Source organism: Rhodococcus sp. KRD197, from assembly GCF_017168235.1.
Taxonomy (GTDB): domain Bacteria; phylum Actinomycetota; class Actinomycetes; order Mycobacteriales; family Mycobacteriaceae; genus Rhodococcoides.
This window is the reverse complement of the sequence record NZ_JABFAO010000004.1, coordinates 72,818-95,071: the sequence shown is the minus strand read 5'-3', so window position 1 is coordinate 95,071 and position 22,254 is coordinate 72,818. Positions and strand designations below refer to the sequence as shown.

Annotated in this window: 22 protein-coding genes; 4 read left to right on the top strand and 18 right to left on the bottom strand. The window is 63.0% G+C overall.

What is annotated here, in order from left to right; translation table 11 throughout:
* Positions 1-10 precede the first annotated feature (10 nt).
* Genes J1M86_RS06575 through J1M86_RS06560 form a run of 4 tightly spaced genes read right to left on the bottom strand, consistent with a single transcriptional unit; the run spans position 11 to position 4,219 of the window.
* On the bottom strand, positions 11-862 hold the full coding sequence (locus J1M86_RS06575; RefSeq protein WP_206509281.1) for an SDR family oxidoreductase: 852 nt from the start codon (positions 860-862) through the stop codon (positions 11-13).
* Positions 859-2,400 carry an NAD(P)/FAD-dependent oxidoreductase gene (locus J1M86_RS06570; RefSeq protein ID WP_307786545.1) on the bottom strand — a complete coding sequence of 514 codons (1,542 nt, stop codon included), beginning with the start codon at positions 2,398-2,400 and terminating at the stop codon, positions 859-861. Before J1M86_RS06570 ends, J1M86_RS06575 begins: the two co-directional genes overlap by 4 nt.
* Entirely contained in the window at positions 2,397-3,260 is an 864-nt protein-coding gene (locus J1M86_RS06565; RefSeq protein ID WP_206509280.1) for a diiron oxygenase, read from the bottom strand. Before J1M86_RS06565 ends, J1M86_RS06570 begins: the two co-directional genes overlap by 4 nt.
* Positions 3,257-4,219: a diiron oxygenase gene (locus tag J1M86_RS06560; RefSeq protein ID WP_206509279.1), complete on the bottom strand. Its 963-nt coding sequence runs from the start codon at positions 4,217-4,219 to the stop codon at positions 3,257-3,259. Before J1M86_RS06560 ends, J1M86_RS06565 begins: the two co-directional genes overlap by 4 nt.
* A gap of 147 nt (positions 4,220-4,366) precedes the next feature.
* Between J1M86_RS06560 and J1M86_RS06555 the strand changes: the two genes are divergently transcribed.
* Together J1M86_RS06555 and J1M86_RS06545 are read left to right on the top strand one after the other, a co-directional pair.
* Complete coding sequence (locus tag J1M86_RS06555; RefSeq protein WP_075839160.1) at positions 4,367-5,137, top strand: TetR/AcrR family transcriptional regulator; 771 nt, start codon at positions 4,367-4,369, stop codon at positions 5,135-5,137.
* On the top strand, positions 5,134-6,297 hold the full coding sequence (locus J1M86_RS06545) for a DUF4873 domain-containing protein (protein WP_307786543.1): 1,164 nt from the start codon (positions 5,134-5,136) through the stop codon (positions 6,295-6,297). The genes J1M86_RS06555 and J1M86_RS06545 overlap by 4 nt, the downstream gene beginning before the upstream one ends.
* Here J1M86_RS06545 and J1M86_RS06540 read toward each other — a convergent pair.
* The 11 genes from J1M86_RS06540 to lpdA form a co-directional block, all read right to left on the bottom strand.
* A complete protein-coding gene (locus J1M86_RS06540; RefSeq protein WP_206509278.1) occupies positions 6,279-6,812 on the bottom strand; it encodes a hypothetical protein in 534 nt (177 codons plus the stop codon). The genes J1M86_RS06545 and J1M86_RS06540 overlap by 19 nt on opposite strands.
* A gap of 14 nt (positions 6,813-6,826) precedes the next feature.
* Positions 6,827-7,771, bottom strand: coding sequence for an MlaD family protein (locus J1M86_RS06535; RefSeq protein WP_206509277.1), 945 nt, complete (start codon positions 7,769-7,771; stop codon positions 6,827-6,829).
* Complete coding sequence (locus J1M86_RS06530) at positions 7,768-8,820, bottom strand: MlaD family protein (RefSeq protein ID WP_206509276.1); 1,053 nt, start codon at positions 8,818-8,820, stop codon at positions 7,768-7,770. The genes J1M86_RS06535 and J1M86_RS06530 overlap by 4 nt, the downstream gene beginning before the upstream one ends.
* Positions 8,817-9,923 carry an MCE family protein gene (locus tag J1M86_RS06525; protein WP_206509275.1) on the bottom strand — a complete coding sequence of 369 codons (1,107 nt, stop codon included), beginning with the start codon at positions 9,921-9,923 and terminating at the stop codon, positions 8,817-8,819. The genes J1M86_RS06530 and J1M86_RS06525 overlap by 4 nt, the downstream gene beginning before the upstream one ends.
* Positions 9,923-10,936 (bottom strand): MCE family protein, encoded by a 1,014-nt coding sequence (locus tag J1M86_RS06520; protein WP_206509274.1) that lies wholly within the window; start codon positions 10,934-10,936, stop codon positions 9,923-9,925. The genes J1M86_RS06525 and J1M86_RS06520 overlap by 1 nt, the downstream gene beginning before the upstream one ends.
* A complete protein-coding gene (locus J1M86_RS06515; protein WP_206509273.1) occupies positions 10,933-11,937 on the bottom strand; it encodes an MlaD family protein in 1,005 nt (334 codons plus the stop codon). Before J1M86_RS06515 ends, J1M86_RS06520 begins: the two co-directional genes overlap by 4 nt.
* Positions 11,934-12,977 (bottom strand): MlaD family protein, encoded by a 1,044-nt coding sequence (locus J1M86_RS06510; RefSeq protein WP_206509272.1) that lies wholly within the window; start codon positions 12,975-12,977, stop codon positions 11,934-11,936. The genes J1M86_RS06515 and J1M86_RS06510 overlap by 4 nt, the downstream gene beginning before the upstream one ends.
* Before the next feature lie 4 nt (positions 12,978-12,981).
* Complete coding sequence (locus tag J1M86_RS06505) at positions 12,982-13,761, bottom strand: ABC transporter permease (protein WP_241259781.1); 780 nt, start codon at positions 13,759-13,761, stop codon at positions 12,982-12,984.
* A gap of 99 nt (positions 13,762-13,860) precedes the next feature.
* Positions 13,861-14,676, bottom strand: coding sequence for an ABC transporter permease (locus J1M86_RS06500; RefSeq protein ID WP_206509959.1), 816 nt, complete (start codon positions 14,674-14,676; stop codon positions 13,861-13,863).
* A gap of 182 nt (positions 14,677-14,858) precedes the next feature.
* On the bottom strand, positions 14,859-15,425 hold the full coding sequence (locus J1M86_RS26240; RefSeq protein WP_241259711.1) for an HNH endonuclease: 567 nt from the start codon (positions 15,423-15,425) through the stop codon (positions 14,859-14,861).
* Positions 15,426-15,569: 144 nt separating this feature from the next.
* On the bottom strand, positions 15,570-16,973 hold the full coding sequence (gene lpdA / locus J1M86_RS06490) for a dihydrolipoyl dehydrogenase (protein WP_206509270.1): 1,404 nt from the start codon (positions 16,971-16,973) through the stop codon (positions 15,570-15,572).
* Between the two features lie 104 nt (positions 16,974-17,077).
* Between lpdA and J1M86_RS06485 the strand changes: the two genes are divergently transcribed.
* Positions 17,078-19,105, top strand: a complete 2,028-nt coding sequence (locus J1M86_RS06485) for a prolyl oligopeptidase family protein (protein WP_206509269.1) — start codon at positions 17,078-17,080, stop codon at positions 19,103-19,105.
* On the opposite strand, the gene J1M86_RS06480 is transcribed toward J1M86_RS06485, so the two are convergent.
* The 3 genes from J1M86_RS06480 to J1M86_RS06470 form a co-directional block, all read right to left on the bottom strand.
* Positions 19,102-19,938 (bottom strand): alpha/beta fold hydrolase, encoded by an 837-nt coding sequence (locus J1M86_RS06480; RefSeq protein ID WP_075839152.1) that lies wholly within the window; start codon positions 19,936-19,938, stop codon positions 19,102-19,104. The two genes, J1M86_RS06485 and J1M86_RS06480, sit on opposite strands and share 4 nt — an antisense overlap.
* Positions 19,939-20,645: 707 nt before the next feature.
* Complete coding sequence (gene ppk2 / locus J1M86_RS06475; RefSeq protein WP_075839151.1) at positions 20,646-21,548, bottom strand: polyphosphate kinase 2; 903 nt, start codon at positions 21,546-21,548, stop codon at positions 20,646-20,648.
* Between the two features lie 128 nt (positions 21,549-21,676).
* The gene (locus J1M86_RS06470; RefSeq protein ID WP_158050635.1) at positions 21,677-21,826 is read right to left on the bottom strand and encodes a hypothetical protein; all 150 of its coding nucleotides are present in this window, start codon (positions 21,824-21,826) and stop codon (positions 21,677-21,679) included.
* 210 nt (positions 21,827-22,036) lie between these two features.
* Here J1M86_RS06470 and J1M86_RS06465 point away from each other — a divergent pair, with 210 nt between their 5' ends.
* Entirely contained in the window at positions 22,037-22,240 is a 204-nt protein-coding gene (locus tag J1M86_RS06465) for a PspC domain-containing protein (RefSeq protein WP_075839150.1), read from the top strand.
* The last annotated feature ends 14 nt before the right edge of the window (positions 22,241-22,254 follow it).

The following is a 22,254-nucleotide window of genomic DNA, read 5'->3' as shown; positions in this document are numbered from 1 at the left end:
GCCGAGCCCTCTACCGCTCGCCCACACCCATCTTGCTTTGGGCCGAACGCCCCGCCCGGTACAGCGGCGCGAGAAGGTCCTGATACCGAGGGCCGACGATACGCGGAACGAGATCGAATCCCCTCGCGTCGGGACCGATGAGAATCCTGGCTTTGTTTCGCTCCACACCGGCGAGGATGACCTGCGCCGCCTTGGCGGGTGTGGTCATCGCGATCTGTTCGAAACGCCGTGTGACCTCGTCGCGATCGCCGAGGTCCTGCATACCGCGTGCGTTGGCGACGATATTGGTCTTGATACCTCCGGGGTGCACGCAGCTGACACCGACGCGATGACGAGCGATCTTCATTTCTTGACGCAACGCCTCCGTGAAGCCGCGCACTGCGAACTTCGCCGAGTTGTATGCGCTCTGGCCAGGAATCCCCATCAATCCGAACACGCTGGAGATGTTCACCACGTGACCGTCACCGGATTCGATCAGCGCGGGGAGAAATGCTTTGGTTCCGTTGGCGACGCCCCAGAAGTCGACGTTCATGACCCACTCGAAGTCGTCCCACGTCATGTCCACGACGTCGGCACCGAGTGCGACCCCCGCGTTGTTGACGACCAGGTTCACTCGGCCGAACTCGGCCAGCACCGCATCGGCGTGCCGGTGAACGGCAGCCCGATCGGATACGTCGAGTTCGAACGACACCGTGCGGGCGCCAGCTTGCTCACAGAGCGCATGCGTCTCGGCAAGACCGGCGGGATGAACGTCGGAGATGGCCAGATACGCGCCCCGACCCGCGAGATCCAGAGCCAGCGCGCGGCCGATTCCCGACCCGGCGCCGGTGACCACGGCCACCTTGTCGTCGAAGTTCTTCATGCGGACACTTCCTTCGATTCGACGAGTGAGTCGGCGTCCGGCGGTTCGTCCACCGGGCGCCCGACGCGTGCGGGAAACAGAAACTCGTACTCCGACGGGACGAAACGCCTGGTTCGCAACCAGTACTGCCAGGTGAAGCCCGGCCACACGGTTCGGTTCACCCCGTGCGAATCGAGGTACCAGCTGGTGCAGCCGCCGGTGGACCACACTCCCGTGGACAGCTTGCGGGCGATGTCGGAGGTGAACTGGCGCTGAACCTGTGGACGCACGGTCAGTGCACCGGCCGCCCCAGCCTCGACGAACTCGATCGCCTCCAACACGTACCGAATCTGTTGTTCGATCATGAACACCACAGAGTTGTGTCCCAGGGCAGTGTTGGGGCCGAGGAGGAAGAACGAGTTGGGGAAGCCGGCAGTCACGATACCGAGATACGTCTCGATCCCGTTCTCTTGCCAGTGCGGGACCAGTTCGCGGCCTCCGATCCCGGCCACATTCATCGACTCGAACCCGTCCGTCACGTGAAAGCCGGTGGCGTAGACGATCACATCGACATCGCGTTCGGTTCCGTCGGACCCGACGATCGATCCCGTTCGAATCTCCTCGATCCCGTCGGTGATCACCTCGGCATTGGAACGAGCGAGCGCAGCGTAGTAGGAGTCCGAACCTAGGATTCGCTTGCACCCGATTCGATAGTCGGGCAGCAGTTTGCGTCGAAGAACTGGGTCCTTCACTTCGCGTTCGATGTACTTGCGTGCGGCGTATTCCATCGGACGCAGCAGATTCACGTGACCGTTCAAGCCAACAGCGAGCCACTCGGCCGAAAGGTACACCGAGGTGCGGAATGCCCTGCGCAACAGCGGTACCCGGCGGAACATCCGCCGCACCGGGCCCGGTATGGAGTAGTTGCTGCGAGGCAGCACCCAGGCGGGTGTGCGCTGATAGAGCTGCAGTTCTCCGACCGTGTCGACGATACGGGGAACGAACTGGACTGCACTGGCGCCGGTTCCGATGACGGCGACCTTCTTGCCCGTCAGATCGACATCGTGGTTCCAGCGGGCCGAGTGAAAGGTGTCACCGGCGAACGAGTCGATACCGTTCAACTCCGGAACATTCGGAATGTGCAGGGCCCCGATGCCGGAAACCAGAAACTGCGCGATGTACTCGTCGCCGTCGGCGGTACGAATGTGCCATTGCAACTGCGCTTCGTCCCAGTACCCACCGACACATTCGACACCGAACCTGATGTTCTCCTCGAGCCGGTACTTCTCCCCCAACCCGTCGAGGTAACTCTTGATCTCGGGCTGCTGCGCCCACATCTGCGACCAGTCCGGATTGGGTTCGAAGGAGAACGAGTACATGTGCGACGGAACGTCGCAGGCGCAACCTGGGTAGGTGTTGTCGCGCCACGTACCACCGAGCGCCTGCGACTTCTCGAGCACGAGGAAGTCGGTGCGCCCTCGCTTGCGAAGCTGAATTGCCATGCCCAGTCCGGAGAATCCTGCCCCGATGACGAGGATCCCGGTGCGATGTACCGTCACGAAATCTTCCTTTCGGACGCAACTCCGGTGAGCGTCCACAATGACGAGGTGATCATGCCGTCGAGCAAATTCACCGAATCGAGGAATTCGACGACCGGCGCGGCCGTGTCGATCCTGCGGTTGCGGCGCACTCGCCTCGACGCGATCAGCCCCCGCACGGGCGAGAACCCAACCGAGCGATACACCGCGGGCGAGAGGTTCAACCGAAGTATTACGTTTGCGAGGAGCGCGAGCAGCACTCGGTTGAAAGCTCGCTCGATCCGTCCCGATCTCGACTGCGCGGCAGCGACTTCCGATCGTGCGTAGCTCAACCGCTCCTCGGACTCGAAGCGATATATCTTCACCGCCTGACGCACGTGCGGTTCGATGTCCGGGTCCTCGACGACGCTCTCGATGCCACGGATGAACGTCTCCTCCACCAGCAGCGTCGAGGCATACGACGCCGAGCCCAGCGGCAGAAAAGCCAACAACTTGGCAGCCGTCTCGGTGCCGCGCGGCGGTTTGTACGGCTCCAGCCCGGTGGCCCGCACGAGCCGACCGAAGGTGATTGTCGCCCGAGATCCGCGCGCAACCTCGAGCAGCGCACTTCTCGATGCCGCGCTGTTCAGACCCTCTTCAGCCGCTCGCCGGAGTTCGTTGCCCGAGAGAATCGCAGAGAGGTACGCGAGCGTGCTCCACCCACTGACGGCCTCGTGCAGCGCGAGGGTTCGCTGCTGCTCCGGCGTCAGCTTCCTCCACCTGCGTGTGCCGTACAACGACACCGACGTGGGCGGCAACGCGAACATCTCGAATTGCCAGGGTGCATCCCAGTCGATATCGACGTGCGGATCGAAGTGGACTCGTGCCGCACGTGAACTCATAGGAGGTCGTCCGGCATCGCGCGGGTCATCCGCCACAATCTGCGGGTCACGAAGCCCTCGCACATCCCGGCGTCGGCGAAGAACCTCACCATCGGTTCCGACATGAACTGCACGTTGTTCTTGTACGTGGTGCTGAACATCGCAGTGAGGCTGCCTCGAATCGGGTTGATACCGACTGCTCGATAGACCCGGGGATTGACGAGAGAGGGATAGGCGACATTCGCGATCGCCGCAAGAATCACCCGGTGTAGCGCCCGATTGAACCGATTCATCGACCGCATGCCGCGGACGAGTTCCTCGCGCGCGTAGGTGATGTGCCGAGATTCCTCCACCACGTGGATACGCATCAGCTGGCGCAGGTGCGGTTGCATCTCCGGATCGTTCTGGATCTCGCGCTGCGCGCGGTCGAGCACCTCTTCGATCAGCAAAGTCGCGCCGTACGTGGCCGGACCGATCGGAAGGAACTGCCCGAGCTTGACCAGAGTCAACGAGAACTTCGGCAGTAGGTAGGGCTCGATACCCGCCTTTTCGATGAGCTTCCCGAACATGATCGAGTGCCGAGATTCCTCGCCCACCTCGGCGATCGAATACAGCGAGTGGTCCGAAAGCGATCCCATCCCGAACACTCGCAACAGGCTCGTACTCAAGAACCCCTCGGCATAGATCCCGAACGAGAGGATGCTGACGATCTCGTGCCGGCCGAGTTCTCGTCGCTGCTCCTCATCGAGCTTGTTCCACAGCGAGGTGCCGTAGAGCGAGATTCGATGATCGGGGAGCCACTTCTTGCCCTCCACCACTGGTGCGTCCCAGTCGATGTCCACCTCGGCGTCGTAGAACTTGTCCGCGGTGGACTTCAGCAGACGCCGAGCCGTCTTGTCCCGTGGACCGACCGTTCGCGCCCTGACGGTGACGGCGTCCTGCGTCGTGAGAGCGGGCCGCGCGGCCTCCACCGGATTCATGACAGATCCCCCTCGTGATCGCCGATGTGCTGCACCGAAATCCCCCAATTCCCGAACCACAAACTACCGACAACGCCCGAAGAACGCACCGATCAGTACCCGAAACCCCCGGTAGCCAGTACCAGCGGTAATGGGTACTATCGAAGTGTGGTTCAGGTCACCGAGCATGTCAACCCCAACAACCATGCCGAGTCGTCTCTACCGCGGGTCGACGCCCGCAGCGAGAGATGGCGCGAACACCGACTCGCGGTGCGCCAGAGCTTCGTCGAAGCCGCACTCACCGCCATCGAGCAGTTCGGCCCAGATGTCAGCATGGGCGATATCGCGAAATCTGCGGGTGCCTCCAAGCCCAAACTCTATCGACACTTCGCCGCCAAGACCGACCTGTACGCGGCCATCGTCGATCACGTCCAGAACATGCTGTGGGACCGAATACTGCTCAGCGTGAACCTCTTCGAAGATTCGGTATCAGCTCTCGTCGAACAGGGGACGGGCGAGTACGCAGTCATCGTGGCCGAACACCCCAACCTGTTCCGATTTCTGGTGCACAGTCATTTCACCCAGCGCGCGACCGACAGGCATGCGAGACCGGACCCGACGCTCGCGTCCGCGCGCCTGGCCGCGAGTCGGCTCGCGCATCTGTTCGCAGATGCCACCAGCGCACGAGAATTGGACGGCGCGGCAGTCGAAATGGTGTCCTATTCCGCGTTCGGTGCCGTCGCCTCGGCTACCGACTGGTGGCTGGGCGACTCGGCACACTCCGAACCGGCAATGCCCATCGAAACCTTCACGGCCTATGTCGCCTCGTTGATACGTGGCCTGATGAACTCCTCGTGCGCACTCGCAGGCGTCACTGTGGACACCGATCAACCCATGCACACCGCGTTCTCGCGAACAGAAGGAGAGCAGCACCTGTGAGCGATCTGTCGGGAAAGCCCGATTTTCGAGGCGACGCGACGCTGACCTTCGCGACGCCTCCGGCTCGGTTCGACGTCGAAGTCGATCTGCGGGGGCATTCACAGCCCATCGACGGACGCTACCGGTGGTACGGGCGAATCCGACCGCACGACGAGTTGGATGCGTTCATGGCGGAATGCGGCGGGCGCAACCGTTCGGGCACTCTGCGAACCGAGTCCGGCGAGGGCGCTGTCACCGTCAGCGAAGTCGATTTCTGGGGTCGGTACCGGCTTCAGGGTGCCGGAATGCCGCCCTACCCCGTCGATGGCGACAGCGGCGAGACCGAGAGTGGCGACAGCGGCGAGACCGACGCTGGAACGGCTCCCGTCTCGGACGCAGCCGATGCCCTGGACCGAGCAGTTGCGCTGATGGAACCCGACGCCCGCGCATCTGTCGAGCTGTCCCGCGGTTACGCGGAGCTGCTCGGAGGCACCCCAGCTCCGTCTCCCACCGCAGCGAGCCGAGCGATGAACAGCCGCGTCGTGGCTTCCATCTACGAAAAGCTCTGGCGCCCTGCCGGGGTCGCGATGATGGGCCTCGGCGGCTTGTCGATGACGGCCGAGCGCGACAAAGCCGTCGCCGATCTGCGACTGTCCGGCGATATGACCGTCCTCGATGTAGCCTCCGGACCGGGCAATTTCACCAAGCACCTGTCCACCCATCTGTCCGGAGACGGCGTCGCGCTCGGTTTCGACATCTCCGAGCCGATGATTCTGCGTGCCGTCCGCGACAATCGTGGCCCGCACGCCGCTTACGCCCGCGGAGATGCTCGAGCACTCCCGTTTGCCGACGGCACATTCGACGCCGTGTGCTGCTACGCCGCGCTCTACCTGGTGCCCGAACCCTTCACCGTGACACAGGAACTCCTGCGAGTCCTACGTCCGGGAGGCCGAATCGCGATCATGACGAGCTATGGCCGCGAAGCCGCGCCGGTGCGGACGTTGCTGCGGGCCGGCTCGAGACGGATCGGAGTCACGATGTTCGACAGAGACACCTTTCCGTCCATCTTCGCGAGCGCCGGGATGACAGAGATCGAACAGGAGATCCGAGGGCTGGCGCAGTTCGTCAGTGCAACCAAACCTGCAACCGAACCCGCGACCGGTCAGGCCTTCGGTCCGTAGTCGCTGACGGTCCACAACCCGTCCTGATCGGTCACCGTCACCGTGAGCAGGTTCGGAACCGCACCGGCATCGGGCTGCTGCACGTTCTGCGTGGTCTGCTGCGCGAACACCGTCACCTTGTATTCGCCTCCACCTTCGGAATCGACTGCTGCGGAGAGCACTTCACCTGTCGCGACCACTTGCGATTCGGTCATGATGGTCGTCAGCGCATCGCGCACACCGTCGTACCGATCACGCAAGCCCTGCGAGGCCCCTTCGTCGACACCCTCGAAGAAGGCGTCGAGATCGCGATAGTCGTACGTCAGCGACCGCGCAGCGTAATCCGTAGCGGTGTTGATTGCGATCTGCCGATCTCGCTCCTGAGCCTGCGCCGAAGCGAGGTCGCTCGCCGCGGCGCGCCACAGAAACCCGAATACGACAGCCAGCACCACAGCGACGAGCGCGATAATTCCCAGCAGCAGCGGCAGCCGCGTGCGAGCGGTGGAGGTGGCTTCGGTTGGTGTCTCGACGGTCATGAGGGGTGCTCCGTTCAGTTCGGTATCTCCACCGAGAGCTTGGCCGGCCCTCCGGGCGGAAACACGGTGTTCAGCACGTCGACGATCGAACCTGCGTCGAAGCGTAAGGGTTTGATGGGCTCGGTGTACGGCTTCAGCAGTGCGGCGATCAGCGCCATGTCCGGGGTGACCGGGGTGAGATAGCCGTCGATCTTTTCGACGAGCGGACCGAGCGGGGAAACCCAGACATCCGAGGCCACGTAGGAGAACTTGTTGAAGGATTCGAGCAGTTCGGCCACTCCGGCGCCCGTTGCGCCCACCTTGGGCGCGGATTCGGTCAGCACCGGTCCGTAGCCGTATCCGTCGCGCCCCACCTGCTGGGCGTTGTCGTACAGGTTCTCGATCTCGGTGTTCTTGTCGCGCAGCGTGGCCGCCAGATAGCCGAAGGTTTCGACGAGTCGATCGATGTCACTGTCACGACCCTCGACCGCCTCGGTCGCGGTCGCGGCGAGCGAGGTCAGCGCGTTCGCGTCCAGTTGCGCGGCGAGTGCGTCACCCATCGCGAGTGCCTCGCTCACCGTTGCTGCCGCGATGACACGATCCGATTCGATCACGTCGCCGTCGGTGAGATACGGGCCGCCGGCGGTCCGTGGACGAATATCGATGTATTGCTCTCCTGCCGCAGACAGGTTGGCGATGTACACATCGGAGTCGACCGCTACGGGATGCCCGGCATCGAGGGCGATACGAGCCTCCAAACCTCCTGCCGTGACCGAGATTCGCTCGACGGATCCGACGTGGATACCGCGTGAGGTCACCGCCGAGGAATCCATCAATCCACCCGAGGTGTCCATGCGGACGGTCACGTGGTGCGTCGTTCGCCGCGGATCCATGTCGAGCACCCCGACTGTCAGGTACCCGACTCCGGCAAGGGTCAGCACCACGAGCGCGACGAGGGAAAGCGCTGTCGACGGTTTCACTTGACTATCCCTATCCCACGGAGGATTCCGATCATCTCGTCGGCTCGCGCGACTGCGCCCTGATCCGCCGACACCGAACGCACGGCCACATTCGGGACCGATTGGAAGTACGGGACGAGCCGATCGCGCAGCAACGCGTTGACTTTCTCCACGTTCATCGGAACGGTCGAATCCGCGTTGCCGATGGTGACCAGGGCGGGCGCGAGGATACCGATGGCCTCGCTGAGCTCCTCGTACGGTGGACCCAGCACGTCGCCGATGTTCTCGGACATGTAGCCGAGCGCGAAGATGAGGTTGACGACGCTGAAGAGCACCTCCGACAGTCCTCCTGCCCGCTGCGGCCCGACGGTGAGAATGCGATCGACGCCGGCCTGACGCTCGACGATGGAGTTGGACACTCCCTCTGCCGCAGCGAGTATCCGGTCGATCTCAGCGGTGTTGTCGGCGATATCGGTCAGTGCCGCCCGCGCTGCCGTGTTGACCGTGTCGAAGTCTCGAGGATCGGAGGGCACAGCGGCATTGACGTTGCCGACCGCCTCCTGCAGTTGCACGTAGTGGCCTCCGGTCACCACGTTGGACAGACCGCGCAGGACGTCCTCGACGTTGTCGGCTGGTTTCGTTCGTGCGAGGGGAATGACGTCCCCGTCCCGAAGTAGATCGGTGTCGCTGTCGGAACCTGCGTCAGAACCTGTTTCGGGACCCGGGGGCGGCAGCAACGATATGTAGATTTCTCCGAGGATCGTCGATTGCCTGAGCTCGGCGACGGTGTTCTTCGGCAGACGCACCGCCGCAGCAAGGTCCACCGTCGCCACCGCCGTGGTTCCCACCAACTCCACCGTGTCCAGGATTCCCGCGTCGACGCCACCGACGACTACCTTGGCCTTGCTCGGTAGGTTCAGCACACTCGCGAATTCGATGTCGATCGAATAACTCTCACCCGAGACGTAGCTGCCCGGGACGGGTAGCTCCACCGCCTCGACACTGCATCCGGCGAGCACCGCCACGGAGCACACCGCCACGCAGCACACCGCGGCTGCCACTCGCCTCATCGCCAACCTGCCGATCCGAGAATCAGCTGCACGAGTCCGACATCGATGACATCGCCTCGCTGTTGGTCCGCCGAGCAGGTCGGCGAGTACGTGTTCAGGAGAGCACACACCTCGTTCGGCGAGTTGGTGTCGATCTCGAATTGCGGTGGACGGTAGATCAATCGGCCACTTCGCAGATCACTGTCGTACATCGTCATCAGGTTTTCGCTGACGCTCGGAACCTGCTCGAGAATGTCCTTGATGTCACCGACCCGCCCGAGTGCGACTTCGACGATCGGCATCAGCTGATCGAGCGCGCCGTAGACCTTCTCGTCGTACTTCTCGATGGTGCGAGTGAGCGGGGGTAGGAAGTCGACGGTCAGCAGCACCGCGCTCGCGAACTCCTGGGTGAACTCCGAGAGTGTGATCATCCCGGCCGCAAGGTTGTCGAGCAGCTTCGCGACGTCGGGCCAGCTCACCGCGAACGTCTCGATGAGTCCGTCGAGGTTGTCGATCAGCCGCCGTACGGTCGTATCGCGGTCTGAAGGCTCGCCCACCAGCTCCGCCAGCTGCTCGAGCGCAGCATTCAGCTGGGCGCCCGAGCCCTGAAAGGAGCCATCCACTGCGCGTAGCGTATCGCCGAGGACCTCGGCGTGCTGTCCGTCCTCATCGGGCGGCCCCAGCAGATCCGAGGCGAGTTGCTCCACTGCATCGAGGGTTTCACTGATTCCGAGCGGAGTTCTCGTCCGCTCCAGCGGGATGCAACTCGCACGGTCGAAGCTCGGCCCACCTGTGTACGGCCGAGTGAATTCGACGCGCCGGTCGGTGACGATCGAGCTCGACAGCGTCACTGCACCGACATCGGCGGGCAACGTGACGGTGTCGTCGACGTCCATGGTGACCACCACCGAGGTGTCCGCGCTTTCGATCCGGGTCACCGTGCCGACCTCGACGCCGAGCATCGTCACCGAATTGCCCTCGTACAGACCGACGGTGTCCGTGAATTCGGCGCAGACGCTGGACGTGCGTGTGCGTATGTCCATCACACCGGTCGCCGAGGCTGCCGTCCCAGCTACGGCCACGATCGTCAGCACCGACAGCGCGGTGACGATACTTCGTCTCATCAGCACGGCCCTCCCGGCACCGGGATACAAACCCCTAGATCGGTGACGGTGCTCTGTGATTGGTCGATCACAGGGCCTTCACCTCCGGCGAGCAGCGAAGCTAGCTGGTCCGAGCTCTCTTTCATCAGGGTGATCGCGCCGTCGAAATCGCCGAGCCGGGCGAAGAGCTTCTGCGTGATTTCTTCCAATTGCAAGATCGACGGCTCCAGCCCTTCCTCGAATGCCATGACCGGCCGGTGGAACAGCAGAAACAGTCGCCCGAGAAGGTTGAACGCCCGGACCACATCGTCGCGTTTGTTGCCGAATCCCTCGGTCAGCGTGCCGAGTTGACGTACCAGTTCGGTGAGCATCAATCGGTCTGCGGCCAACGCCCCGACATATTCGTCGGACACCGTCAGGCCACGCTCGAGCTGGTCCGACCGTTGCGCGATCACGTCGGTCAGCGAGGTGAGATCGTCCACGATCGCCCGCGTCGACTCGGGCTGTGCACTCAGCGCAAGGTCGACTTCCGCGACGGTTCGACGCAAGGTGTCCCCGTCGATATCGCGCACCAGCGGCGTTGCCGTCTCGATCACGTCGGACAACTCGTAGGGAACCCGTGTACGTTCGCGCGGGATGTTCGCCGAGCCGAGTTCGGAATCACCTACCGGATCGAGCATGATGTAGTGCCCGCCGATAGGTGTCAACAACTTCACGGTCAACGTGGATGCAGCGCCGACGAAAACATCGCTGCGAACACCGAATTCGATATCGACGTGATCGCCAGCGAGTTCTACCGAGCGCACCGAACCGACGCCGATACCCGCGATGCGCACCTCGTCCCCGGGTCGCATTCCCGCCGCGGACGCGAAGTCGGCGGTGTAGGTGCGTTCACCGAACGGCATCGCGTAGAGCGCCCCCGCAACCAGCACGAACACGAGGGTGACGGCCACCCCGACCGTGCCCCAGAACAAGTGCGCCTTGTTCTCCGACTGTTCGTCGCGGACACCCTTGCGCACTACACGCCCGATCATCGGCACACCACCAGCTTCTGATTGCCCAGCACTATCTGTCCGATTCCAGGAATCTCCTGACTTCCGCGACTGCACGAGTACGTCTGTGCACCCGGCTCGGGAATGCTGCTGTTCAATCCGGTCAGCAATCCAGGTGTCAGAGCGAGGATTTCGGTGACCTGTTCGGTCTGTGGTAGCGAGCGCCGCAACAGTCCGTCGATGGGCATGTACCCCTCGTCGTAGGCGTCACGCAGCTGCTCAGCGATCCCGACCAGCGGCCCGAGTCCGTAGTTGGCGTGATCCAGCGCGCCGAGCACCCCTTCCATCTGAGTACTGAGCCTCGATACCAGACTGGTCAGTTGCTCGATGAGATCGGCAACGGCCGCCGACTTTCCACCGATCGTCGTCGAGATCTGACCGAGATTGTCGATGAGCAGTCCGATGATCGCCTCGCGCTGGACAGCGAAGTCGGCGATGCGGTCGATATCTCGCATGACAGGGGCAAGACCACTGCCGTCGCCCTGGACCATCCGGAGTATGTTCTCCGCGAACAGATTGACCTCCGCCGTATCGAGTGTGTCGAAGATCGGTTGGAAGCCCCGGAACAGCTCGGAGATGTCGAACGACGGAATCGTCTGCTCTCGCGCAATCGTCTCCCCTGCAGAGAGTGTCGGTCCCGGTTCGGTTGTCTGAACCAACTCGACGTACCGCTGCCCGAGCAGGTTTTGGTACCGAACAGCGGCCTGGGTGGTGGCGAACACCGGCCGCCCGTCGGATATCGAGAAGGACACATGTGCGATCGCCCCGTCCAGATCCACCCCGGTGACCTTGCCGATCTGCACCCCGGACATTCGGACATCGTCGCCGACGTAGAGCCCTGACACGTCGTCGAACTCGGCCGCGTACGACGAGGTGGGGCCGGGCACCGGCGTGCGCAGAGCAGTCACGATCACCACCGCACACAGACCCGTGACCACGAAGAACACCGCCAACTTGGTCAGTGTCGCAGCGACTTTGATCATCGTCCCTGCCCTTCGGCGACGTATGCGGCCACCGGCCCGGCCATGTTCGGCATGGTCCGCACGATGACGTCGAGCTGAAGTTGCGGTGATCCGTCGACCAGCGGGAACGCGTCGGAGATTCCGTCGATCACGTCGGGAACGCGCTCGTAGCTCGGCGCGAGCGAACCGAGCGAGGCAGTGATGGGGACCAGCAGATCCAGCACCGTGGACAACAGCGTCGTCAGATCGGGATTGCTGGTTTTCAACAGGTCACCGATCGGTATGAGCAGGCGGTTGCTGAGTCCGTCGATCGCCCGGAGCGTCCGGGTTCGATCCTCCTCGGCTTCGAAGTAGGCGCTCTTGTCGACGACACCGGTGATCAGATCGAGCAGCGGCGGGACGAGATCGTCGAGCCCGTCCCCCATTTCGGCCCCCCGGTGCAGCTTCCAGGCGGTGGTGTCGATCTGGTTGTCTGCCAACATCTGCATGGTGTCGAAGTAGGGCTCGAGGTTCCGGCTGACGTCGACGGAGGTGTCGGCCAGGCGATCCAGCAGATCCTGGACCTGATCGGAGTCGAGCACCTCGGTCAGTTCGGCCACCCGCCGAAACACTCCGGTGACTGTGGCACCGCGCGCACCCGGGCCGATCGTGAGCGTGGCACCGTCGGCCAGCGGGCTGCCGGTGCCGTCGGACACCAATTCCACCGCGGTGGAACCGAACACGTTGGAGGAGGAGAACTGGGCCTGCATCGTGTCGGTCAGCTCACCGGCCTGGCGCGGATCGATCTCGAGTTCCAGCATCTGTCGGTCGAACCCGACGGTGTCGATCCCGGAGACTGTGCCGATCGCGACGCCCCGAAACTTCACGTCGGCACCCGCTGTGAGTCCGTCACCGACTGCGGACGCGTCGATCGTGAGATCGAATGTCGGATCGAACATTCCGCGCGCATACGCGGTGAGCACGGCCGCGATCACCACGATCAGAGCCGCGACGACGATCCCCCTCGATCTCAGGGTGGCGCGGCCGGCCGAGCGGCCGGAAAGATCCTCGAAGACAGCCATTCCCCTACCCCGAAATCCTGATGCCGGAATCGAAGCCCCACAGAACGAGCGTCAAGATCATGTCCAGGATCACCACGGCGATGAGACTGGAGCGGATAGCCCGACCCGACGCCCGGCCGACCCCTTCGGGACCGCCGGTGGCGTAGTACCCCTGATAGCCGTGGACGAGGATGATCGTCACCACGAAGACCGCCGCCTTCAGCAGCGAATACAGCACGTCGATGGGCTGAAGGAAGGCGCTGAAGTAGTGGTCGTAGGTTCCCGCCGACTGTCCGCTCACCACGCTCACCACGACAGCGCAGGAGACATAGCTGAGAATGAGCGTCAGCAGGTACAGCGGAACGATCGTCACCAATCCCGCAATGACGCGGGTGGTGACGACGAACGGGATCGGTTGTATCCCCTGCGCTTCGAGAGCGTCGATCTCCTCGGAGATCCGCATGGCTCCGATCTCGGCGGTCATTCTGCAGCCTGCCTGGGCGGCGAATCCGATGGCCGCGATCATCGGAGCCAACTCGCGGGTGCTCGCGTAGGCGGAGACGAATCCGGTCAGTGGTTCCATCCCGACCGTGCCCAGTGAGTTGTAGCCCTCGATACCGATCGAGGCGCCGACGGCCACACCCAGTACGACGAGTACCGACACCGTCCCGCCCCCGACGATCAGCCGGCCGTTGCCCCAGATCATGTCGGTGAGAATCAACGTCGTCTGACGCTGATACGACCGCACGGTGTGCGGAATCGCGCCCAGAACCTTCAGACAGAATGTCAGTTGATGCCCGAGCATCTCGAGCAGGTCACCGGGGATACGTGCTACCCGGCGCACCCCGCGAGTGAGCCTGGCCGTGCCGGGCAACGTGTAGGTCGATGGAGTCGCCATGGCCGGTCAGCCCAGCTTCTGGGGCATGAACATCGCGACCAGTTGCGTGATGACGACGTTGACCGTGAACGCCGCGACGACGCCGAGTACGACTGCCGCGTTGACGGCATTGGCCACCCCGCGCGGGCCATGCGTCGCGCCCAGCCCCCGGTGGCAGGCGATGATGACGACGATGACGCCGAATATCTGGGTCTTGACCAGCGCGACGACGAGGTCGCCGACCGAGGCGAACGATGCGAACGAGCTGATGTAGCTGCCAGGTGTGCCCGCCTGGAACGCGACGTTGATCGCATATCCCGAGGCCAGGCCCATGAAGATGACGAGGATGCACAGGAAGGGGGCGACGATGAGGATCGCAGCCAACCGCGGTACGACGAGCCGACGAACCGGATCGATACCCATCGTGCGCAGGGCGTCGATTTCGTCGCGGATGGTGCGCGCGCCGAGATCGGCCGCGATCGCTGCCCCGGCGGCACCGCCCAGCAGAAGTGCGGAGACGATCGGTGCGCCCTGGCGGATCACGCCCAAACCGCCGGCTGCGCCTGCGATGGAGGTGGCGCCGATCTGGTTGGTGAGACTGCCGACCTGGACAGAGACGATGACGCCGAACGGAATGGAGACCAGTACCGCAGGAACGACGGTAACGGTGACCACGAACCACGCCTGATCGACGGTGTCTCGCCACGGGTGTCGCAGTGCCACGATGTCGCGGAACAGATGCAGGAACGCCGCCGCACCGAGTTCGAGCGTCTGCCCGAACACACGCAGACCACCGAGGACACCACCGCTGATACGCGCCGGGACCGAGGTCCGCATCGACATGCCTGCCACAACCATCCCCTTCTGCCGCGCCCCTCGTGCGGCGTAGGGGAAGCTATCAGCTCGAACGGAACGAGAAGTCCATTCGAGCCCGGGCAGGGTTTATGAATCCTCACAGAGATATCGGACGTTGTTGGGGTCACCTGTTTCCGCAGGTCGAATGCCCTTTGCGCACACCTGTCCGATCAGTGCGAGGCGCCAGATTGCGGCCCCTCTTCTGCTGGATAGATGTACTCATTCGGGTGGTGAAAGTGATTCACCCGTCCACGGCGAGCGGGATCGAGCGTGACCGGGGGATGCCAGAGAGTGCGCCCCGCGTACCGATGACCCGAACCCGCCTTGGTCGTCGCCCAATCGCGCTCTCGCGGCCCGACCAACCGATGATGCACATCGCACCCGAACGTCAACGATTCGATATCGGTGCCACCACCGTCGGCCCACTCGTCGATGTGGTGCGGCGACAGATTCAGCAACGTGGCCAGCGACTGCTTCGCCGGTCCCTCGATCACCTCCAACCCGTTCTGCGCCAACAGATCTGCAATCCAGGTATGCGAGAGACCGAACAGCGACCGGCTCACCGCCTCGCACCGCACCAACAGCGCCCGCCGGTCTGCATTCGACGCGCCCACCGTCTGGATACGCCCCAGCACCTCCACCTGTTCCTCGAGCGCGGCCACAACCCGCTCCAGAAACGCGGACTCGATCGTCAGCCCAGCCGCATGCCCCGAGACTGCATCAGCCGTCTCGGTCACTCTTGCAACGCCATCCCCCGAAAGCATGCAGTCAACATAAACCGACCCACCGACAAGAACTCGAACACCAGTTCGATGTCGATGGTTAAAAAAGCGGCGGCAACCACCGAGGTGGTCACCGCCGCCGAAACGGGTGCAGGATCGTCAGAAGTTGATCATGTGCCCTGCGAGGCCGTGGATGGCTTCCTGCAAGGCCTCCGACAGCGTCGGGTGCGTGTGCACGTTGCGGGCCAACTCGTTGACGGTGAGATCCCACTTCTGCGCGAGGGTGAGCTCGGGCAATAGCTCCGACACATCGGGTCCGATGAGATGGCCACCGATGAGCTCGCCGTACTTGGCGTCCGCGATCAGCTTGACGAACCCGGTGGCGTCGCCGAGACCGTGAGCCTTTCCGTTGGCCGCGAACGGGAAGGTTGCCACCTTGATATCGCGGCCCTCGTCCTTGGCTTGCTGCTCGGTCAGACCGAAGCTCGCGACCTGCGGCTGGCAGAACGTCGCACGAGGCATCATGCGGTAATCGTCGATCGGCATGGTCTCGGCACCGGCGATGGTCTCCGCGGCGACGACGCCCATTGCTTCGGCGACGTGGGCGAGCTGCAGCTTGGCCGTAACGTCACCGACTGCGTAGATGTGCGGGACGTTGGTCTGCATCGTGTTGGTGATGCCGATGGCGCCGCGGTCGGTGAGCTCGACGCCCGTCGTCTCGAGGCCGAAGCCTTCGACACGCGGTGCGAAGCCGACGGACTGCATGACCTTGTCGACGGTGACCGTCTCGGTCTCGCCCGACTTGTTGTTCTTGATCGCGACGGTGACCTTGGAGCCGTCGTCGTCGATGCTCTGTACGGCGGCGCCGGTCATGACCTTGACGCCGAGCTTCTTGTACTGCTTCTCGATTTCCTTCGAGATGTCCGCGTCCTCGTTGGGAAGCGCGCGGTCGAGGAACTCGACAATGGTGACGTCGACACCGTAGTTCTTCAGGACATAGCCGAACTCCATGCCGATTGCGCCTGCACCGACGATGAGGATCGATCCGGGTAGCTCCCGGGTCATGATCTGCTCTTCGTAGGTGACGACGTTCTTGCTCAGCTCGGTGCCCGGAAGCAGCTTGGTGGTGCTACCCGTCGAGATGATCGCGTTGTCGAAGGTGAGCGTCTCGGTGCCGCCCTTGCTGAGCTCGACCTCGATGGTGTTGGCGTCGGTGAACGTGCCCGTCCCGTCGTACTCGGGGATCTTGTTCTTCTTCATCAAGAAGTGAATGCCCTTGACGCGGCCGTCGGCAACCTTGCGGCTGCGATCGAACGCTGCGCCGAAGTCGAAGGACGCCTCACCCGAGATGCCGAAGAGCTTCGCCTCTTTGGTGAACAGGTGCGCCAGCTCGGCATTGCGGAGGAGAGCCTTCGAGGGAATGCAGCCGACGTTCAGGCACACACCACCCCAATACTTCTTCTCGATGATGGCGGTGCTCAGCCCGAGTTGTGCCGCGCGGATAGCAGCGACATAACCACCGGGACCGGCTCCGAGGACAACGACGTCATAGTGTGAGGTCACGTTGACCCAGGGTAGTCGCGTGCCCGGACACTGTCTCGCGATGGTCCGTCTTACCCGCCGGTAGCCTCCGCGATCCGGTTCACCCGCCGGGGTAGAAATAGTGCATGAGTAATACCGGCGATCCGTACCTGTGGCTCGAAGAGGTCACCGACGACCGTGCCCTCGACTGGGTCCGCACCCGCAATGCTGCTACCACTGCGGAACTGGCCGGCGACGAGTTCGACGACATCGAATCCCGCATCCGGGAGGTACTCGACACCGACGCGCGTATCCCCTACGCCCGTCGGCGCGGTGAGTATCTCTACAACTTCTGGCGCGACGCCTCACACGTTCGCGGCCTGTGGCGCCGTACCACGATGGACGAGTACCGCAAGGACTCGCCGGAGTGGGATGTACTCCTCGACCTCGACGTGATCGCCGCAGCCGAGGGCGAGAACTGGGTGTGGAGCGGCGCTCAGGTATTGCGGCCGGCTCAGGAGACTGCGTTGGTCACGCTCTCCCGCGGCGGCGCCGACGCCACCGTGGTGCGCGAGTTCGATCTCACCACGCGCACCTTCCGCGACCCTGCCGACGGCGGCTTCCGCGTCCCCGAGGCCAAGACCGACATCGGTTACGCAGGCCCGGACGCCGTCTACATCGGAACGGATTTCGGCGAAGGGTCACTCACCGATTCCGGCTACCCACGTATCGCCAAACGGTGGCAGCGCGGCACCCCACTGTCGGAGGCGGCGGTGGTCTACGAGGGGGAGACCGGCGATATCTCGATCTCCGCGTGGCACGACCGCACCCCCGGGTTCGAACGCGACTTCGTCCAGCGCGCCACCGACTTCTACAACGCCGAGTTGTATTTCCTCGACGGTGACGCACTCACCCTGGTCGAGACCCCGACCGACGCGACCACATCGGTCAACCGGCAGTGGCTGCTCGTCCGGACGATGACGGAGTGGACCGTCGGCGAGAAAACCTATCCGGCAGGAGCGCTCCTCGCCACCGACTTCGATCGTTTCATGGCAGGTGAGCGGGAGATCACGGTGTTGTTCGAGCCCGACGCACACCGCTCGCTACATCAGTTCGCGTGGACCGAGAACCACTTACTCGTCGTCACACTCGTCGATGTCAAGACCGAACTCCGAGTTCTCACACCGAGTTCCGATGCCTGGAGCGACCAGCCCCTCACCGGCCTGCCCGAACTCACCTCCATCGAAATCGTCGGAACGGACTCGGAGGAAAACGGCGACGAGTACTTCCTCTCCTCGAGCGGCTACCTGACTCCGGCGACCCTCCTGTTCGGCACGGTCGGTGGCGAGGTCGAGGCACTCAAGCAGGCCCCCGCATTCTTCGACACCGACGGGCTCACCGTCACACAGCATTTCGCTACGTCGGACGACGGCACGGCGATCCCCTACTTCGTCGTGAGCCAGGAGAACTCCACTCCCGGCCCCACCCTGATGTACGGCTACGGCGGCTTCGAGATCTCACTGACCCCGTCGTACAGCGGGGCGACCGGGCTCGCGTGGCTCGAGCGCGGCGGAACCTACGTCGTCGCGAACATCCGCGGCGGCGGAGAATACGGGCCGGAGTGGCACACACAGGTACTCCGAGCCGGACGGCACAGGGTGCACGAGGATTTCGCGGCTGTGGCTCGTGACCTCGTCGCTCGCGGGATCACCACCGCCGAGCAGTTGGGCGCTCAGGGTGGCAGCAACGGCGGCCTGCTCATGGGAATCATGGCCACCAAGTACCCCGAACTGTTCGGTGCGCTCGTCTGCCAGGTGCCGTTGCTGGACATGAGGCGCTATCACCTGCTGCTGGCTGGAGCTTCGTGGGTGGCGGAGTACGGCGACCCCGACGACCCGAACGAATGGGAGTTCATCGCGAAGTACTCGCCGTACCAGAACATCGTGGGCCCTGAGGAGCGGAGGTATCCGCCGATCCTGATCACGACCTCCACTCGGGACGATCGAGTCCATCCCGGGCACGCACGCAAGATGGCGGCGCGGCTCGAGGAAGTCGGTCAGGACGTCCGCTACTTCGAGAACATCGAGGGAGGGCACGGCGGGGCGGCCGACAATGCGCAGCTGGCCTTCAAGTCAGCGCTGGCCTTCCAGTTTCTTCGGCAGAAGCTCGGCTAGCGTTTGAACCAGGTCTCGATCTCGTCGACGACCGCTTTCGGCATCCGCACCCAGTCGTTGTGGCCTCGGGGCTCGTCGAGGTGTCGGGTGGTGATGTCGGCGCGGGGAAACTTCTTCAGCAGATTCTGCATCGATGCCTTCGGCGCGAGATCGTCGCCGGCGAGGGTGATGGCCAGTATCGGTAGCGTCAGTCGGGCGATGCGCTCCTCGTAGTCCATGTCTGCACCGACCGGCTCGATCTTGCCCGAGCGAGCGAACCGGGACCAGTCGTCGATAAGAACCTTGGATTGCCGTCCGAAACCGCCGATATCGATGCGATCGCCGGGCCAGAATCCTGCGATGCTGCTGGTCAACGACATCGCAGCCGCACCGACGAACAGGGATGCGCCACGTGCGACACCGAAACCACGATGGTACGGCGAACCGGACGCCACCAGGATCAGTCCGCCCAGGCGTCCACGAATCCGCGAAGCATAGAGCGAGGCCAGCTGGCCGCCCATGCTGTGCCCCAGTGCGTACGGCGTCGCGTCGGGAAAATTCTCGCGAACCACCTCGAAGACTGCAGGAAAATCGACCGAGACCAGTTCCTGGTAGCCGTAAGCGCTGGAACTGCTGGGGCGGGGCCTGCTGTCGCCCTGGCCGCGAAGTTCGGCAATCGCGATGTGGAAGCCGCGCTCATTGAGTGATTTCGCCAACAACTGATAGTAACCGGCGGGGATGCCAAGCCCGGGGAACACGACGATCACCGGAATGTCCGACCTCGGCTCCGCCGATTCGAAGAGCGAGACCGGAACGGTGGTCCCGTCGGGCATCTGAATGGGAACGGTCTGCACCAGGCAAAGACTAGGACGTTCGCTGCGGCGCCGGGCGCCAGGCCCACCGCCGCGTCCCCGGACGGCACCGGCCGCAACCGAAAAGTTCGGCTGCGGCCGGTGTCGACAACGGGGTATTTATACCTCCGGGGCGTCCGCGCTTCCCGAAAAGAGCATCGCGAGGAGAGCGAGAATATTGGTGTCGAGTTCACTGGAAGAAAACATGGGCGTAACTCCTTGTGAGATTGCGGTCGATTGCCACTGGAAATGGCAGTGAAAAGAGCGGATCAATCACTGCCATTTCATTGATATCAAACCGAATTACGCCCTGGCTATAGTTAGCGCAATAAAAGACCGAATGCTCATATCCAACAAATAAACAAGAAACTTGCTTTGTGCCTCAGAAAACAAGCGATTCACCGCGGCCCCCGACGCCGCGGGTGAATCGTCGGATCAGGAAGCGCTGCCGGAAGTGAATGCACCGACGATCTGGTCGACGATCGCGTCGACGAGACCGTCTAGGACGCCGGAAACGATGTCACTGAAAAACTCGGCTGCAGAACCCATGAAATCTCCTCGGTTGTGGAAGTGAGCCGATCGGAACACGGCCCACGTTCGTTCATACCCCATGAGTCACCGAGATGACGTGCGGCCCGTTGAATATCTGGTTAAACATTATGTGGGAAAAACTTCGTATACCAGTTCAATCGCCGGACAATAAGGACGAATTACTCGCCGATCACGTCAATTGCCCGTCCCACGAGCAACGGGTCGGTTTCTCCCACAATTTCGGGGTCCTTGTTGGTGTAATCGAATTTGTTGAGAACGAAGCGCATCGCGTTGATGCGGGCGCGCTTCTTGTCGTTGCTCTTGACGATCGTCCACGGCGCTATGTCGGTATCGGTGGCCCGAAAGTTCTCTTCTTTGGCGGCGGTGTAGGCGTCCCACTTGTCGAGGGACGCCAGATCCATCGGCGACAATTTCCACTGCCGCACCGGATCGACCTGACGGATCGCAAAGCGGGTTCTCTGCTCGAGTTGCGAGACCGAGAACCAGAATTTGGTGAGGCTGATTCCGTCGTCGACGAGCATTTGTTCGAACAGGGGCGCCTGTCGAACGAAATGCGCGTGCTGCTCGTCGGTGCAGAACCCCATCACCCGCTCCACTCCAGCCCGGTTGTACCAGGAGCGGTCGAATAGCACTATTTCACCCGCGGCAGGCAGGTGCTGGATATAACGCTGAAAATACCATTCAGTCGATTCCCGCTCCGACGGCTTCTCCAGTGCGACCACGCGTGCGCCTCGCGGATTCATGTGCTCGGTGAATCTCTTGATCGTGCCACCCTTGCCCGCAGCGTCACGGCCCTCGAAGACGACCACGTGACGGCGACCGGTTTCCTTGGTCCACATCTGGAGCTTGAGGAGTTCGATCTGCAGTAGGCGCTTCTGCATTTCGTACTCTTCGCGCGACATCCGCTCCTGGTAGGGATAGCCCTCGCGCCAGGTATCGACGATGTGGCCATCCGACGACCTGAGCAGGATGGGATCATCGTCGTCACTGTCGTCGACGACGAAGCCTGCCGTGTCCGTGAGGTCGACAGAGGTACCCAGGAAAACAGATTCGTGCGTCATGAACCGAAGTTAGCGCCGAGGGGGAACCAGTTGGTGACGATCCGGTGAACGCTGGATGCCCCGACACAGCCGAAGGCCCTCCTCGGCACGGTGTGAACCGAGCTGGGGAGGGCCTTCGAGTGCGTGCTCTAGCTGGAGCCGAAGCTTCCGGTGCTGTCAGCGGACAGCGAGTCGAGCAGACCGTCGAGGACGCTGTCCAAGACGCTGTCCAGGAGGCCGTCGAAGAGGCCGCCGAGGAGGTCTCCAGTGATGATGTCGCCAATGAGATCGAGAAACATGGGGGGTGTCCCTTCCAACTACAGTTGTCACGCCGATTTGTCAGGCCGAACGCTATCGGCACGGCGACATGGCAATCCACGATTCAACCAAAAAAGTCCATACGACTGTTACCGCCGGATTTTCCTGCCAGCCGCAACTTTTCGTATCAGGGTAGAAACCAGGGTTTGTCCCGATGTGCCGACCCGTGTCGGACCAGCACACTCTCTTCCATGACATTCACAGACTCGCCCAAAGAATTCGTTCGTTCCGATACCGAGAAGATCGTCGCCGGTGTATGCGGTGGCGTCGCAGACTACTTCGACATCGACGTCAACCTCGTCCGCGTTCTCACCGTGATCGGCGCCGTCATCTCGTTCGGAACCGTAGCCCTCGTCTACCTCGCAGCATGGATGCTGATGCCCCTGCGTGGGTGATACCCGTGCACGGG